Origin of the sequence: Limnohabitans sp. Rim11 (genome assembly GCF_001269365.1) — a bacterium.
Classification (GTDB): domain Bacteria; phylum Pseudomonadota; class Gammaproteobacteria; order Burkholderiales; family Burkholderiaceae_C; genus Limnohabitans_A.
The window spans coordinates 521,647-537,005 of record NZ_CXOM01000001.1; the positions used below are offsets into that span (position 1 = coordinate 521,647).

General features: G+C 53.1%; 14 protein-coding genes. 12 read left to right on the forward strand and 2 right to left on the reverse strand.

Features of this window, described 5'->3' with window-relative positions; genetic code table 11:
* The 8 genes from fabZ to greA all read left to right on the forward strand — a co-directional run bounded on the left by fabZ (position 1) and on the right by greA (position 8,906).
* Positions 1 to 441, forward strand: coding sequence for a 3-hydroxyacyl-ACP dehydratase FabZ (gene fabZ / locus AMM03_RS02535; RefSeq protein WP_090128878.1), 441 nt, complete (start codon positions 1 to 3; stop codon positions 439 to 441).
* Between the two features lie 16 nt (positions 442 to 457).
* Positions 458 to 1,252: an acyl-ACP--UDP-N-acetylglucosamine O-acyltransferase gene (gene lpxA / locus AMM03_RS02540; protein ID WP_090128879.1), complete on the forward strand. Its 795-nt coding sequence runs from the start codon at positions 458 to 460 to the stop codon at positions 1,250 to 1,252.
* A 63-nt stretch (positions 1,253 to 1,315) separates the two neighbouring features.
* A complete protein-coding gene (gene lpxB, locus AMM03_RS02545) occupies positions 1,316 to 2,431 on the forward strand; it encodes a lipid-A-disaccharide synthase (protein WP_090129303.1) in 1,116 nt (371 codons plus the stop codon).
* A complete protein-coding gene (rnhB, locus tag AMM03_RS02550) occupies positions 2,403 to 3,035 on the forward strand; it encodes a ribonuclease HII (protein ID WP_090128880.1) in 633 nt (210 codons plus the stop codon). Before lpxB ends, rnhB begins: the two co-directional genes overlap by 29 nt.
* Entirely contained in the window at positions 3,032 to 3,811 is a 780-nt protein-coding gene (locus AMM03_RS02555) for a TrmH family RNA methyltransferase (protein ID WP_090128881.1), read from the forward strand. Before rnhB ends, AMM03_RS02555 begins: the two co-directional genes overlap by 4 nt.
* A gap of 208 nt (positions 3,812 to 4,019) precedes the next feature.
* Positions 4,020 to 5,183, forward strand: a complete 1,164-nt coding sequence (carA, locus tag AMM03_RS02560) for a glutamine-hydrolyzing carbamoyl-phosphate synthase small subunit (RefSeq protein WP_194942732.1) — start codon at positions 4,020 to 4,022, stop codon at positions 5,181 to 5,183.
* 1 nt (position 5,184) lies between these two features.
* Positions 5,185 to 8,409, forward strand: coding sequence for a carbamoyl-phosphate synthase large subunit (gene carB / locus AMM03_RS02565; RefSeq protein ID WP_090128882.1), 3,225 nt, complete (start codon positions 5,185 to 5,187; stop codon positions 8,407 to 8,409).
* A 20-nt stretch (positions 8,410 to 8,429) separates the two neighbouring features.
* Positions 8,430 to 8,906, forward strand: coding sequence for a transcription elongation factor GreA (gene greA, locus AMM03_RS02570; RefSeq protein ID WP_090128883.1), 477 nt, complete (start codon positions 8,430 to 8,432; stop codon positions 8,904 to 8,906).
* A 51-nt stretch (positions 8,907 to 8,957) separates the two neighbouring features.
* Here the strand turns inward: greA and AMM03_RS02575 are convergent, their stop codons facing one another.
* Entirely contained in the window at positions 8,958 to 9,431 is a 474-nt protein-coding gene (locus tag AMM03_RS02575) for a YhbY family RNA-binding protein (RefSeq protein WP_090128884.1), read from the reverse strand.
* Positions 9,432 to 9,462: 31 nt separating this feature from the next.
* On the opposite strand from AMM03_RS02575, the gene AMM03_RS02580 reads away from it, so the two are divergent.
* The 4 genes from AMM03_RS02580 to glmM all read left to right on the forward strand — a co-directional run bounded on the left by AMM03_RS02580 (position 9,463) and on the right by glmM (position 14,477).
* The gene (locus tag AMM03_RS02580; RefSeq protein WP_090128885.1) at positions 9,463 to 10,134 is read left to right on the forward strand and encodes an RlmE family RNA methyltransferase; all 672 of its coding nucleotides are present in this window, start codon (positions 9,463 to 9,465) and stop codon (positions 10,132 to 10,134) included.
* 131 nt (positions 10,135 to 10,265) lie between these two features.
* A complete protein-coding gene (gene ftsH / locus AMM03_RS02585; RefSeq protein ID WP_090128886.1) occupies positions 10,266 to 12,182 on the forward strand; it encodes an ATP-dependent zinc metalloprotease FtsH in 1,917 nt (638 codons plus the stop codon).
* 74 nt (positions 12,183 to 12,256) lie between these two features.
* A complete protein-coding gene (gene folP / locus AMM03_RS02590; protein ID WP_090128887.1) occupies positions 12,257 to 13,120 on the forward strand; it encodes a dihydropteroate synthase in 864 nt (287 codons plus the stop codon).
* 28 nt (positions 13,121 to 13,148) lie between these two features.
* Complete coding sequence (glmM, locus tag AMM03_RS02595; protein WP_090128888.1) at positions 13,149 to 14,477, forward strand: phosphoglucosamine mutase; 1,329 nt, start codon at positions 13,149 to 13,151, stop codon at positions 14,475 to 14,477.
* Between the two features lie 21 nt (positions 14,478 to 14,498).
* Here the strand turns inward: glmM and AMM03_RS02600 are convergent, their stop codons facing one another.
* Positions 14,499 to 15,320, reverse strand: coding sequence for a posphoenolpyruvate synthetase regulatory kinase/phosphorylase PpsR (locus AMM03_RS02600; protein ID WP_090128889.1), 822 nt, complete (start codon positions 15,318 to 15,320; stop codon positions 14,499 to 14,501).
* Positions 15,321 to 15,359 lie beyond the last annotated feature (39 nt).

The window sequence follows — 15,359 nt, forward strand, 5'->3', positions numbered from 1 at the left end:
ATGATGGACATTTATCAAATTCTCAAGCAATTGCCGCACCGTTTTCCCATCTTGCTGGTCGATCGTGTTTTGGAAATCGAAAAAGGTGTGCGCATCAAGGCCTTGAAAAACGTCTCGGTCAACGAGCCTTATTTCACGGGACACTTTCCTTCCAGACCCGTCATGCCCGGTGTCTTGATGCTAGAGGCGCTGGCCCAAGCTGCAGCACTTTTGGCTTTCGATACCTTGGGTGAGACGCCCGATGAGAAAACGGTTTATTACTTTGCAGGCATCGATGGCGCACGTTTCAAACGCCCAGTTGAGCCAGGTGACCAACTGATTTTGGAAGTTGAACTCGACCGCATGAAATCAGGCATTTTTAAATTCAAGGCACGCGCCAAAGTGGGCGAAGAGATTGCCGTTGAAGCTGAACTGATGTGCACCATGCGCAAGATTGCCTAAATAAGAAGGCATCGGCATGACGCGCATTCACCCAACAGCTCTTGTTGATTCTGGAGCCCAACTTGACAGCAGTGTCACGGTAGGGCCTTACACCGTCATTGGCCCCCATGTTCGCATTGATGCTGGTACCACTGTGGCCAGTCACTGCGTCATTGAGGGCCACACCACCATTGGCAAAGACAACAAAATTTTCCAATTCAATTCATTAGGTGCCGTACCGCAAGACAAAAAATATGCGGGCGAGCCGTGTAAATTGATCATTGGCGATCGCAACACCATTCGCGAGTTTTGTACCTTCAACATTGGCTCGCCAGGCGATACCGGCGTTACCAAGTTGGGCAATGACAACTGGATCATGGCTTATGTGCATTTGGCACACGACTGCGTGGTGGGCAACCACACCATCTTTGCCAACAGCTCGCAATTGGCCGGTCACGTGCATGTCGACGACTGGGTTATTTTGGGCGGCTTTACCGTGGTCCATCAATTTTGCCGATTGGGTGCGCACAGTTTTACGGCCATGCATTCTTTGTTGTTTGCCGATTTGCCGCCTTTTGTCATGGCGCAAGGTCAACCTGCGCAAGCACGCTCTATGAACTTTGAAGGCTTGCGCCGGCGCGGTTTTTCAGCCGAAAGAATTGCAGCTGTCAAGGCCATGCACAAAAGTTTGTACCGTCAGAAACTCACCTTGGTTCAAGCCCAAGCAGAGATTGAGTTGATCACTCAAAAGTACCCAGAGGCCAAAGCCGATGTCGACATGATGCTAGGTTTTTTGCAAGGCACTTCGCCCGAGCGCGGCATTGTGAGATAAGCGGTGCCCAACTTGCCCACATCCTCGCCTTCAAAAGCCCCTGATGGGGCTTTTTCCATGGCCATGGTGGCTGGCGAAACTTCGGGCGATTTGTTAGCAGGCTTGATGATGCAGGGCATCCGTGCGCAATGGCCAGAGGCTCACTTGTATGGCATTGGTGGCCCGCGCATGCAGTCGCAGGGATTCAATGCTTTGTGGTCTTCAGACAAATTGGCAGTGCGCGGCTATGTCGAAGTCTTGCGGCACTACCGAGAAATTGTGGGCATTCGCAAGCAGCTTAAAGAGAGGCTGTTGGCAAATCCACCCCATGTGTTTGTGGGAGTGGACGCACCCGATTTCAATCTCGATTTAGAGCGAGATCTAAAACAAGCGGGCATTCCCACCGTGCATTTTGTCTGCCCCTCTATTTGGGCGTGGCGCGCTGAGCGCATTGAAAAAATCAAACAAAGCGTCGACCATGTGCTTTGCATTTTTCCCTTTGAAACAGATTTGTTAAGCGCGCAGGGTATTCCTGCAACTTACGTAGGACATCCTTTGGCTCAGGCCATTCCGATGCATGTAGACACACTCAAAGCCCGGCATGACTTGAAGCTTGACCCAGATCGACCTGTGGTGGCATTGCTTCCGGGAAGTCGCGAATCTGAAATCACATATTTGGCCGAACGCTTTTTTCTGACAGCCCAGTTGCTCAGTCAGCAACAACCCAACTTGCAGTTTGTCTTGCCAGCCATGCCGTCTATGATGGCGCGCATTGAACACATTCGTGACCAAGTAGGCGCAACCCAGGTGCAGGTCCTGAAAGGGCAATCGCATGCGGCTTTGGCAGCTTGTGATGTCACCCTCATAGCCAGTGGCACTGCCACCCTTGAGGCGGCGCTGTTTAAAAAGCCCATGGTCATTGCTTACAACATGAACTGGCTCAGTTGGCAAATGATGAAGCGAAAAAAACTTCAGCTATGGGTCGGTTTGCCCAACATCTTGGCACAAGAATTTTGTGTGCCCGAATTGCTGCAAGACCAAGCCACACCATCGAACATGTCCGATGCAGTTTTGGACTGGCTGCGTTCTCCGGAAAAGGCGCAAGCCTTGGTGGGGCGATTTGAAACCATGCACGCGTCATTGATGCGCGACACACCCTCATTGGCCGCCCATGCGATCCAAACGCTTGTCAAAGCCTGAGCAAGTGAGCTTGGCTTGGGACACGCCCGGTTTGTTGGCGGGTGTGGACGAGGCTGGACGGGGTCCTTTGGCGGGTCCTGTGGTGGCAGCGGCAGTCATTTTGGACGAACTCAAACCCATCAAGGGTTTGGCCGATTCCAAAAAATTAACCGCCAAAATCCGTGACCGTTTGTTTGACGAAATTCGCGCCAAGGCTTTGTGTTTTGCCATTGCAGAGGCTAGTGTCGAAGAGATTGACACTTTAAATATTTTGCAAGCCACGATGCTGGCGATGCAAAGGGCTGTGGAGGCCTTGCGCCTCAAGCCTACTTTGGTTTACGTCGATGGCAATCGTTTGCCCATCTTGGATGTGCGCGGTGAAGCCATTGTGAAGGGCGATGAAAAAGTGCAAGAGATTTCTGCGGCTTCCATTTTGGCCAAAGTGCACCGCGACCGCATGTGCGAAGAAATGCACCGCCAATACCCTGACTACGGCTTTGATACTCACAAAGGTTATGGCACTGCAGTGCATTTGAAGGCGTTACAAACTTTAGGGGTCACACCGTTTCACCGCAAAACCTTTGCCCCTGTGACGCAGGCCATTCTGGCGTTTCAAAAATCATGAAGCTGATCACCTCCAAAGACAACCCGCGGTTAAAAACCATTCGCCGTTTGGCGCAAGACTCTCAGGCGTATCGCAAATTGGGCTTGGTGTGGCTGGAGGGTGACCACCTTTGTAGGGCGGCACTGGCCCGCGGCGTAAAGCCCGAGTTGGCCATCTTTTCAGAATCTATTTGGCAAGCTTCTGAATTTGAATGGGGGCAGTGTGCTTCAGAAGTGTGGACCGTGCCCGACGATTTGTTTGCAAGTTTGAGCGGGCTTGAGTCGCCAGCCAAGATGGGTTTCTTATTGACGCTGCCCTTAGCCCCTGAGTTAGACCCTCAAGCAGCCACCGTTGTTTTGGACAGATTGCAAGATGCTGGCAATGTCGGATCCATTTTGCGCAGTGCCTCCGCCTTTGGTTTCAAGCAAGTGGTGGCCATTAAAGGAACCGCAGGTCTTTGGTCGCCCAAGGTTTTGCGAGCTGGCATGGGCGCCCATTTCGGTATGCGCTTGATCGAGTCGGCCAGCTTGGAAGATTTGCAGTCCCTTGAGGTGCCTATTCTTGGAACGGACGTCCATGAAGGTCCGTTTTTGCACGAGTTGCTTAATCAGGGGCAGCTGCCTCAAACCTGCGCTTGGGTTATGGGTCACGAAGGGCAGGGCGTTTCGCCCGAACTGATGGCCCTGGTTCAGCAAAAGGTTCGCATTGCCCAGCCGGGTGGCGAAGAATCTTTGAACGTGGCAACCGCCGCCGCCGTCTGCCTTCACGCTAGCGCCACAGCCGGCCTCGCTGCTTGAGCTTTGTACCGACTCATCATTTGAAAAAATCAGCGCTTTAGGGCTTGGGTTAGGGAATACTCGCGGCTATAATGAGAGGCTTTCCCGCATCAACCTGTACGCACCCGCTCACAACAAGCCATTTCCCTTCAAAAGCAGCCAAAAAGCCAACCTTTCTAGGTGAAGCTTGCGCGTGCTGGGGCGTACCCGAACCATACCGGAGAACCCAGTGCTTTTGTCTCTTCAGGGAACCTTCCCCTTAGCCATTTTGGCGCTTGCAGACGGCACAGTCTTTGTCGGCAATTCCATTGGAGCCCCTGGCTCCACAGTGGGTGAGGTGGTTTTCAATACCTCCCTCACAGGCTATCAAGAAATCCTCACAGACCCCAGCTACTGCCAGCAGATCGTAACCCTCACGTATCCGCACATTGGCAATTACGGCGTCAACCCCGAGGATGTCGAATCCGACAAAGTCCATGCTGCTGGCCTGATCATCAAAGATCTGCCCATGGTTGCAAGCAATTTCCGCTCTACCGAAACGCTCTCGGCCTACTTGTCACGCAGTGGCACCGTGGCCATTGCCAACATTGACACCCGCAAACTCACACGCCTGTTGCGCACAAAGGGTGCCCAAAACGGCGCCATTGTGGCTTTGGCTGCTGGTCAGGCGGTCACGCCCGAACTCACAGCCCAAGCAGTGCAAGCGGCTAAAGCAGCACCTGCCATGGCCGGTTTGGACTTGGCCCAAAAGGTCAGCGTTTCAGATTCTTACGATTGGACCGAGTCCGAGTGGAAGTTGGGCAGTGGTTATGGTCAACAAACAGCCCCTCGTTTTCACGTGGTGGCTTACGACTTTGGCGTCAAGAAAAACATCTTGCGCATGCTGGCCGAGCGCGGTTGCCAAGTCACAGTGGTACCGGCCAAAACGCCCGCCGCCGAAGTGCTCAAGCACAAGCCCGATGGCATCTTCTTGTCTAATGGTCCTGGCGATCCAGAACCTTGCGACTACGCCATTGCTGCTGCCAAAGAATTGATCGAAACTGGCATTCCCACTTTTGGCATTTGCTTGGGTCACCAAATCATGGCCTTGGCCAGCGGTGCCAAAACTTTCAAAATGAAGTTTGGTCACCACGGTGCCAACCACCCCGTCAAAGACCTCGACTCGGGTCGCGTGTCCATCACCAGTCAAAACCACGGTTTTGCGGTAGACGAGAAATCTTTACCCGCCAACTTGCGCGCTACGCACGTGTCTTTGTTTGACGGCACCTTGCAAGGCTTGGCCCGCACGGACAAACCTGCGTTCTGTTTCCAAGGTCACCCCGAGGCCTCACCTGGTCCTCACGACATTGCCTACCTCTTCGATCGCTTCATCAACCTGATGGAGACCAAATAACATGCCAAAGCGGACCGACCTAAAAAGCATTCTCATCATTGGCGCTGGCCCCATCATCATTGGCCAGGCCTGTGAGTTCGACTACTCTGGCGTGCAAGCTTGTAAAGCTTTGCGCGAAGAGGGCTACAAAGTCATCTTGATCAACAGCAACCCTGCCACGATCATGACCGACCCCGCCACCGCGGACGTCACCTACATTGAGCCCATCACTTGGCAAACGGTTGAGAAGATCATTGCCAAAGAGCGTCCCGATGCCATCCTGCCCACCATGGGGGGCCAAACAGCGCTCAACTGTGCGCTGGATTTGTGGCACCACGGCGTGCTCGACAAATACAAAGTCGAGCTCATTGGCGCCACACCCGAAGCCATCGACAAAGCCGAAGACCGCCTCAAGTTCAAAGATGCCATGACCAAAATTGGTCTGGGCTCTGCGCGCTCTGGCATTGCACACAGCATGGACGAAGCCTGGGCTGTTCAACGCAGCGTGGGTTTCCCCACCGTCATTCGCCCCAGCTTTACCTTGGGCGGCACAGGCGGCGGTATTGCCTACAACCCTGAAGAATTCGAAACCATCTGCAAACGCGGTTTGGAAGCGTCTCCCACCAACGAACTCCTCATTGAAGAGTCGTTGTTGGGTTGGAAAGAGTACGAGATGGAAGTGGTTCGCGACAAGGCGGACAACTGCATCATCATTTGCTCCATCGAAAACTTAGACCCCATGGGTGTGCACACCGGCGACTCCATCACGGTTGCGCCTGCCCAAACATTGACGGACAAAGAATATCAAATCATGCGAAATGCCAGCTTGGCAGTTTTGCGTGAAATTGGTGTCGATACAGGCGGCTCTAACGTTCAGTTCTCGATCAATCCCAAAGACGGCCGCATGGTGGTCATTGAGATGAACCCACGTGTGTCACGTTCCTCTGCGTTGGCTTCCAAAGCAACAGGTTTCCCCATTGCCAAAGTAGCCGCCAAATTGGCCGTGGGTTACACACTCGATGAATTGCGCAACGAAATTACGGGTGGTGCCACACCTGCCAGTTTCGAGCCCAGCATCGATTACGTGGTGACTAAGATTCCACGTTTTGCCTTCGAAAAATTCCCCACAGCCGACAGCCGCCTGACCACTCAGATGAAGTCGGTGGGCGAGGTGATGGCCATGGGCCGTACGTTCCAAGAATCCTTTCAGAAAGCCTTGCGCGGTTTGGAAGTGGGCGTTGATGGCTTGAACGAAAAAACACAAGACCGCGAAGTTCTTGAAAAAGAATTGGGTGAGCCAGGCCCTGACCGCATTTGGTACGTGGGCGATGCTTTCGCCATGGGCCTCAGTGTCGATGAAGTGTTTGAACTCACCAAAATTGACCGCTGGTTCTTGGTGCAAATTGAAGACATCGTCAAGATTGAACTTGAACTTGAAACCACCAACTTGAAAGCCATCACGGCCGACGAGCTTCGCGCTTTGAAGAAAAAAGGTTTCTCAGATCGCCGCCTGGCCAAACTGCTCAAAACAACCGAACACGAAGTGCGTGCGCAGCGCCACGCTATGAATGTGCGCCCCGTTTACAAACGTGTGGACACTTGCGCGGCCGAGTTTTCTACCGACACGGCTTACATGTATTCCACTTATGAAGATGAGTGCGAAGCAGAGCCCACCACCAACAAAAAGATCATGGTCTTGGGTGGCGGTCCCAACCGAATTGGTCAGGGCATTGAGTTTGACTATTGCTGCGTGCACGCCGCTTTGGCCATGCGCGAAGATGGTTACGAAACCATCATGGTCAACTGCAACCCCGAAACGGTTTCAACCGACTACGACACGTCAGACCGCTTGTACTTCGAGCCGCTGACGCTAGAAGACGTGCTCGAAATTGTGGACAAAGAAAAGCCAACGGGCGTGATTGTTCAATACGGTGGTCAAACACCTTTGAAATTGGCCCTCGGTTTGGAAGAAGCTGGCGTGCCTATCATTGGCACCAGCCCCGACATGATTGACGCTGCAGAAGACCGCGAACGTTTCCAAAAGTTGTTGCACGAATTGGGCTTGCGTCAGCCGCCCAATGCCACAGCCCGCACAGAGCCAGAAGCATTGGAAAAAGCCGCCGCCTTGGGTTACCCCTTGGTGGTTCGCCCCAGCTACGTGTTGGGTGGCCGTGCCATGGAAATCGTTCACGAGCAACGCGACCTCGAGCGTTACATGCGCGAAGCGGTCAAGGTCAGCAACGATTCCCCCGTGCTGCTCGATCGCTTCTTAAACGACGCCATTGAGTGCGACGTCGATTGCTTGCGCGACCCTGAAGGCAAGACCTTCATTGGCGGCGTGATGGAGCACATTGAACAAGCTGGCGTGCACAGCGGTGACTCTGCTTGCTCCTTGCCCCCTTACAGCTTGAGCGCAGCCACAGTGGATGAACTCAAACGTCAATCAGCTGCCATGGCGGGTGCTTTGAATGTGGTGGGTTTGATGAACGTGCAGTTTGCCATTCAGCACGTCGATGGCAAAGATGTGATTTTTGTGCTCGAGGTGAATCCACGTGCTTCACGCACCGTGCCTTACGTTTCTAAAGCCACTGGTATTCAGTTGGCCAAGGTGGCCGCACGTTGCATGGCGGGCCAAACACTCGCCTCGCAAGGCATCACCAAAGAAGTCACGCCGCCTTATTTCAGCGTCAAAGAAGCCGTGTTCCCGTTTGTGAAGTTCCCAGGCGTCGACACTATTTTGGGCCCAGAAATGAAGTCCACTGGCGAAGTGATGGGTGTGGGCAAAACATTTGGCGAAGCATTTGTGAAGAGCCAAATGGGTGCGGGCACCAAGTTGCCTCGTGAAGGCAAAGTGTTCTTGACAGTTAAAAATGGCGACAAGCCACGTGCTGTCAAAGTTGCGCGCGATTTGGTGGCCTTGGGCTTCCAAATTTTTGCCACCAAGGGAACCGCTGCTGCCATTGCTGCCGAGGGTGTTGCCGTTCAAGCGGTCAACAAAGTCACAGAAGGCCGCCCCCACATTGTGGACATGATCAAGAACAACGAAATTGCCTTGGTCATCAACACGGTCGAAGAGCGCCGCAATGCCATTGCAGACTCGCGCGTCATTCGCACCTCTGCTTTGCTGGCCAGGGTCACAACCTTCACGACCATTGCAGGCGCTGAAGCTGCGGTTGAAGGCATGAAGTACATGGACAAACTGGATGTCATTTCTGTTCAAGAAATGCACGCCATGTTGACTGCTTAATAAAAAATCGGAGACATCTCTTGGCTACTATTCCCATTACCCTTCGCGGTGCTGAAAAGCTGAAGGCCGAACTTCACCAGTTAAAAACGGTGGAGCGCCCATCGGTCATCAATGCCATCGCAGAAGCACGCGCGCAAGGCGACTTGAGTGAGAACGCTGAATACGAAGCCGCCAAAGACCGTCAAGGTTTTGTTGAGGGTCGCATTCAAGAGGTCGAAGGCAAACTTTCTGCGGCTCAAATCATCGATCCCGCCTCAGTGGATGCTGGCGGCAAAGTGGTCTTTGGCACCACCGTCGAGTTGGAAGAAGAAAGCACCGGCGAAGTGGTCAAATACCAAATCGTTGGTGAAGACGAGGCCGATCTCAAGTTGGGTTTGATCAATATCAGCAGCCCTATTGCACGCGCACTCATTGGCAAAGAAGAGGGTGATGTGGCCGTGGTGCAAGCGCCTGGCGGTGAGAAGCGCTACGAAATTGTGGCGGTGTCTTACATCTAAAACGATGGCAAGCCATGAAAAAAGCGCTCTTGATTGAGCGCTTTTGACCTTTTAGGCTTGGTTGCGCTTTTTGATTGATTTTTGTTTGACCTTGGCTCGCTTGACCTGACCGCCAGACGTGAGGCGCTGGTTGCCCAACACACGCAATGTTTTGACCTCGGGGCGTTGGCCGCCGCGGCTGCTGTACTTCAAGACCTTAAAATCGCGGGGTCCGGCCATGCGATCTTCTGAAATGGTTTTTTCCTTTTCGGGCACAGGGCGCCAGAGCACCAGCAATTTGCCGATGTGCTGAATGGGCGCAGCGCTAAGGTCTTCGGCCAGCTGGTTGAACATGGCTTCACGGGCGACACGGTCGTCTCCCAGAACACGAATTTTGATCAAGCCGTGCGCCTTGAGGGCCGCGTCGGTTTCTTTGACAACGGCAGGCGTGAGGCCATCGTTGCCAATCATGACAACGGGGTCGAGGTGGTGCGCTTCGGCTCTGTGAACCTTGCGTTGAGCGGGAGTCAATTGAATTTGAGGCATGGCGCTATTATCCCTGCTTGAACGGAAGAACATGAAAGTAAAAACCAAAAGTAAAAAAGTCAATAAGTCGTGGTTGAACGACCACGTCAATGACCCCTACGTCAAATTGGCCAAAAAAGAGGGCTACCGGGCGCGGGCCGCCTACAAATTGAAGGAAATTGACGAAACCTTTGGTTTGATCAAGCCTGGCAATTTGGTGGTCGACTTGGGCTCTGCGCCTGGCGCTTGGAGCCAGTATGTGCGCCGCAGGTTATCGCCGCAAGGCGCTGCCGCGGGCGATTTGAACGGCACCATCTTGGCCGTTGACCTCCTGCCCATGGAGCCTGTAGAGGGTGTGCACTTCATCCAGGGTGACTTCACGGAAGCCGATGTCTTGGCCCAATTGCAAGCCATTGTGGGTGACCGTCCCGTCGATGTGGTGGTCTCCGACATGGCGCCCAACTTGTCTGGTATCGACTCTGTCGATGCTGCGCGAATCACGCACCTCATTGAGCTTGCCGTTGAATTTGCACAAATGCACCTCAAGCCGCAGGGTGCCTTGGTGGTCAAGGTGTTTCACGGCAGTGGTTACAGCCAATTGGTGAAGCTGTTCAAAGATTCATTCAAGGTTGTGAAACCCATCAAACCCAAGGCTTCCCGCGACAAATCGTCCGAGCAGTTTTTGGTTGGCATCGAGCCCAAAAACAGGCCGTCGGCAGATTAAATGTTGTAAGGAAGGGTCTTTCCATTAAATTTCCCTCTACTTTTAAGGCTTAGTCAAGGGAAATCACGTGTTCTGCGCTTTCAAAAGCCTAGAATGAAGACCAATTAGACGTTTATTGATGGGAGCTCTTCTTGAACAACCCCTGGTTTTCCAAGATCGCCGTATGGCTTGTGATTGGCATGGTGCTTTTCACTGTATTCAAACAATTTGACAACCGCGCTGGCGTCGGGTCTGGCTACATGGGCTATTCCGACTTCCTAGAAGAAGTCAGAGGCAACCGCATCAAAACGGCCACCATCCAAGAAGGTCAGGGCGGCACAGAAATCGCGGCTGTTACCACCGACGACCGCCGCATCAAAACCACGGCCACTTATTTGGACCGCGGCTTGGTGGGCGACCTCATTGCCAACGGCGTCAAGTTCGACGTCAAGCCGCGTGAAGAAGGCTCTTTGCTTATGAGCCTGCTGGTCAGCTGGGGCCCCATGTTGTTGCTCATTGGTGTGTGGGTTTATTTCATGCGCCAAATGCAAGGTGGCGGCAAAGGCGGTGCCTTTAGCTTTGGCAAAAGCAAAGCGCGCATGCTCGACGAAAACGCCAACCAAGTTACCTTCGCCGATGTCGCTGGTTGCGACGAAGCCAAAGAAGAAGTGAAAGAAGTCGTTGACTTCTTGAAGGATCCACAACGCTTTCAAAAGCTGGGCGGACGAATTCCACGTGGCTTGTTGCTGGTTGGCCCTCCAGGTACCGGTAAAACCTTGTTGGCCAAGAGCATTGCGGGTGAGGCCAAAGTACCTTTCTTCAGCATCTCGGGCTCCGACTTTGTCGAGATGTTTGTGGGTGTGGGTGCAGCCCGTGTTCGCGACATGTTCGAGAACGCCAAGAAAAATGCACCTTGCATTATTTTTGTGGACGAAATTGACGCCGTTGGCCGTCAGCGTGGTGCTGGCTTGGGCGGTGGCAACGACGAGCGCGAACAAACCCTCAACCAGATGCTGGTCGAAATGGACGGCTTTGAAACCAATTTGGGCGTCATCGTGGTGGCTGCCACCAACCGTCCCGACATTTTGGACGCTGCTTTGCTGCGTCCAGGTCGTTTTGACCGCCAGGTGTACGTCACATTGCCCGACATTCGCGGCCGCGAACAAATCTTGGCTGTGCACATGCGCAAAATCCCCATTGGCCAAGACATGAACCCCGGCGTCATTGCCCGCGGAACACCTGGCATGAGCGGCGCCGATTTGGCCAACTTGTGCAACGAAGCGGCCCTCATGGCTGCACGCCGCAACGCCCGCGTTGTGGAAATGCAAGACTTCGAAAAAGCCAAAGACAAAATTCTGATGGGCCCCGAGCGCAAGAGCATGGTCATGCCCGAAGAAGAGCGTCGCAACACGGCTTATCACGAGTCGGGCCATGCCCTCATTGGCAAGCTGTTGCCTAAGTGCGATCCTGTGCACAAGGTCACTATCATTCCTCGCGGCCGTGCCTTGGGTGTCACCATGAGCCTGCCCGAAAAAGACCGTTACAGCTACGACAGCGAATACATGTTGAACCAAATCAGCATGTTGTTTGGTGGCCGTATTGCCGAAGAAGTGTTCATGAAACAAATGACCACGGGTGCTAGCAACGACTTTGAACGTGCCACCCAAATTGCCCGTGACATGGTCATGCGCTACGGCATGACCACAGCCTTGGGCCCCATGGTCTACGCCGAAAACGAAGGCGAAGTGTTCTTGGGTCGCTCGGTCACCAAAACCACCAACATGTCCGAGTCCACCATGCAAAAGGTCGACTCTGAAGTTCGCCGCATCATCGACGAGCAATACAACTTGGCGCGTCGCCTGATTGAAGAAAACAGCGACAAGATGCACGCCATGGCCAAGGCGTTGTTGGAGTGGGAAACCATTGATGTCACTCAACTTGACGACATCATGGCCGGCCGCGAGCCTACAGCCCCCAAGGACTGGACGCCTCGTATTCCACCCTCTGGCAATGACGATGCCGGCGGAACGCCTGCTGTCAAAACAGATCCAGAGCCCAACGCGGCCTGATTTAGGACTTGAATCAACGGGGCTTCGGCCCCGTTATTATTTAAAATTTACTTTTCCGTTTTCATTAAACCCACATGCCCACAACTTCCTGGCAGACATCTCGGTTTGTGATTGATTTGTCACAACCCAAGGTCATGGGCATTGTGAACATCACTCCCGATTCATTTTCGGACGGTGGCCAATTTGAATCCAACTCACAAGCTTTGCAGCATGCCGAGAATTTGCTGCAACAGGGCGCAGACATTCTGGACATTGGGGGTGAATCTTCTAGGCCTGGCTCACAGCCGCTCAGCCTCGAAGAAGAGTTGTCACGGGTGCTTCCTTTTGTCCGCGAGGCTGTGAAGTGGCAAGTGCCTTTGTCGATTGACACCTACAAGCCCCAAGTCATGAAAGCTGCGCTTGATTTGGGTGCAGACATCATCAATGACATTTGGGCCATGCGACAAGCCGGCGCGTGGGATTTGATGGCGCAGTTTCCAGACTGCGGTATTTGTTTGATGCACATGCACAGAGATCCCCTAACGATGCAAACGGCGCCTATGACAAGCAATGTGGTGCAAGTGGTTAAAGATTTCCTAGCCCAGCAGTTGTCTACAGCCTTCCATTTGGGTGTTCAAAAAGAGCGCATTGTTATAGATCCTGGTGTCGGCTTTGGCAAAACACCTGACCAAAATCTAGCCATGCTCATGCACCAGTCCGAATTCATGTCACTAGGGCAGCCCCTATTGGCGGGTTGGTCACGCAAATCCACCCTCGGCAAGATGGTGGCTCCCAAGGGTCAAGAGCCTGTGCCATCCGATAGGCTGGGTGCGAGTTTGTCAGCCGCCTTGTTGGCCGTTCAAAAAGGCGCCGCCATTGTGCGCGTGCACGATGTGAAAGAAACAGTCCAAGCCTTGAAAATATGGCAAGCGGTTCAAGCCAATCTCTCAGCTGAGTGAGAACTTCAGGTGTATAAAATTAAAAACTATGACTAGAAAATATTTTGGAACAGACGGCATTCGCGGCACCGTTGGCCAAGCACCCATTACCCCAGACTTTGTTATGCGCTTGGCGCATGCTGTTGGCCGCGTCTTGCGCCAATCTGAAAAACATCCTGTCGTTTTAATTGGCAAAGACACTCGAATCTCAGGCTACATGCTTGAAAGCGCCTTGGAGTCTGGCTTTAACTCTGCTGGCGTTGATGTGGTCCTCTTGGGGCCTATTCCCACCCCCGCAGTTGCTTATCTCACGCGTGCGCGGCGCGCAACTTTGGGGGTCGTGATCAGTGCAAGCCACAATCCCTATGATGACAATGGCATCAAGTTTTTCAGTGCCAAAGGTACCAAGCTGAGCGATGACTGGGAGCTTGCTGTTGAAAAGCTGGTCGACCAAGCGCCTGTCTGGGTCACATCGGCTGAGTTGGGCAAAGCCAAGCGTCTGGATGATGCTGCGGGGCGCTACATTGAGTTTTGTAAGAGCACCTTTAGCAATGAATTTTCGCTGAAGGGCATGAAAATTGTGGTCGATGCTGCCCATGGCGCGGCCTATCAAATCGCTCCCAAGGTGTTTCACGAATTGGGTGCCGAAGTTATTGCCATTGGCTGCTCGCCCGATGGTCTTAACATCAACAAAGATGTGGGTGCAACGCATCCTGAGGCACTGGTTGCCGCAGTCAAGTTACATCAAGCCGACTACGGCGTGGCGCTAGATGGCGATGCCGACAGATTGCAATTTGTTGACCAAGAAGGCCGTTTGTACAATGGAGATGAGCTGTTGTACCTGATGGTGACCGATCGCATTGCACGAGGTGAAGTGGTGCCTGGTGTGGTGGGTACCCTGATGACCAACATGGCTGTTGAGTTGGCCATCAAAGCCAAGAACATCGAATTTGTCAGAAGCAAAGTAGGAGACCGCTACGTTCTTGAAGCGCTTCAAGAGAAAAAATGGTTGTTGGGCGGTGAAGGCTCCGGTCACTTGTTGGCCCTCGACAAACACACCACCGGCGATGGTTTGATCAGTGCGCTTCAAGTGCTTCAAGCCTGTGTTGCAACGGGCCGCACCATGGCCGAGTTGTTGTCTGATGTGGTTTTGTTCCCCCAAGTTTTGATCAATGTTCGCTTAGACAAAGATCAAAACTGGCAAGCCAATACCCAGCTGTCCAAAGCCATTCAAGAAGTCGAAGCCGAACTGGGTCAAAGTGGCCGCGTTTTGATTCGGGCCAGCGGTACCGAGCCTTTGGTTCGCGTGATGGTGGAGGCAAGGAGCCAAGAAGTCGCTCAGCGCTGCGCCGAAAAAATGGCCGCAACGCTTCGCTAATTGCCGATTTACAGGTTCTGCTCAATAAATCAAACGGTCGGGTTTGATTTCTTGCAGGATGGTGGTGGCTATTTCTTCAATCGATTTGCTGGTAGTAGAAAGCCAACGAATGCCTGATCGGCGCATCATCGATTCTGCATCCGACACTTCTTGACGACAGTTTTCTAAACTTGCGTACTTGGAGTTGGGGCGGCGCTCTGACCTGATTTCAGACAAGCGGTCTGGGTGAATGGAGAGACCAAAAATTTTCTTCCGATGAGGGACCAATGCGGGTGGCAATTGCTTGCGCTCAAAATCTTCGGGAATGAGCGGGTAGTTGGCAGCTTTCATGCCGTGCTGCATAGCCAGGTAAAGGCTGGTAGGTGTTTTGCCACTGCGGCTAACACCCACTAAGATCACTTCAGCAGATTCCAAGTCGCGGTTCGATTGTCCGTCGTCGTGCGCCAAAGAAAAGTTGATGGCCTCAATGCGGTCGTGGTATTCCTTGCTTTTGCTGGCGTCAGAAAAACGGCCCACACGGTGGTGGGACTTGATGCCAAGTTCTACCTCAAGGGGGTTGACGAACGTGCCAAACATGTCCAAAAGCATGCCCTTACAGCCCGCCCGTATTACTTCCAAAACCTCCATGTTCACCAAAGTGGTGAACACAATGGGTTTGACGTTCTCGATTTCGGCCGTGTGATTGATTTGCCTTACAACCTGGTGCGCCTTGTCGGCATTGTCAACAAAGGGCAGCCTGACGTGCCTGGTTTTCATCTCAAATTGGGCCAAGATGGCATTGCCAAAGGTCTCTGCCGTGATGCCGGTGCCGTCAGAGATGAAAAATACGGTGCGATGGGGCATGGTCGTTAATTTCCAGAATGCTTAAATTTTATGAACAAG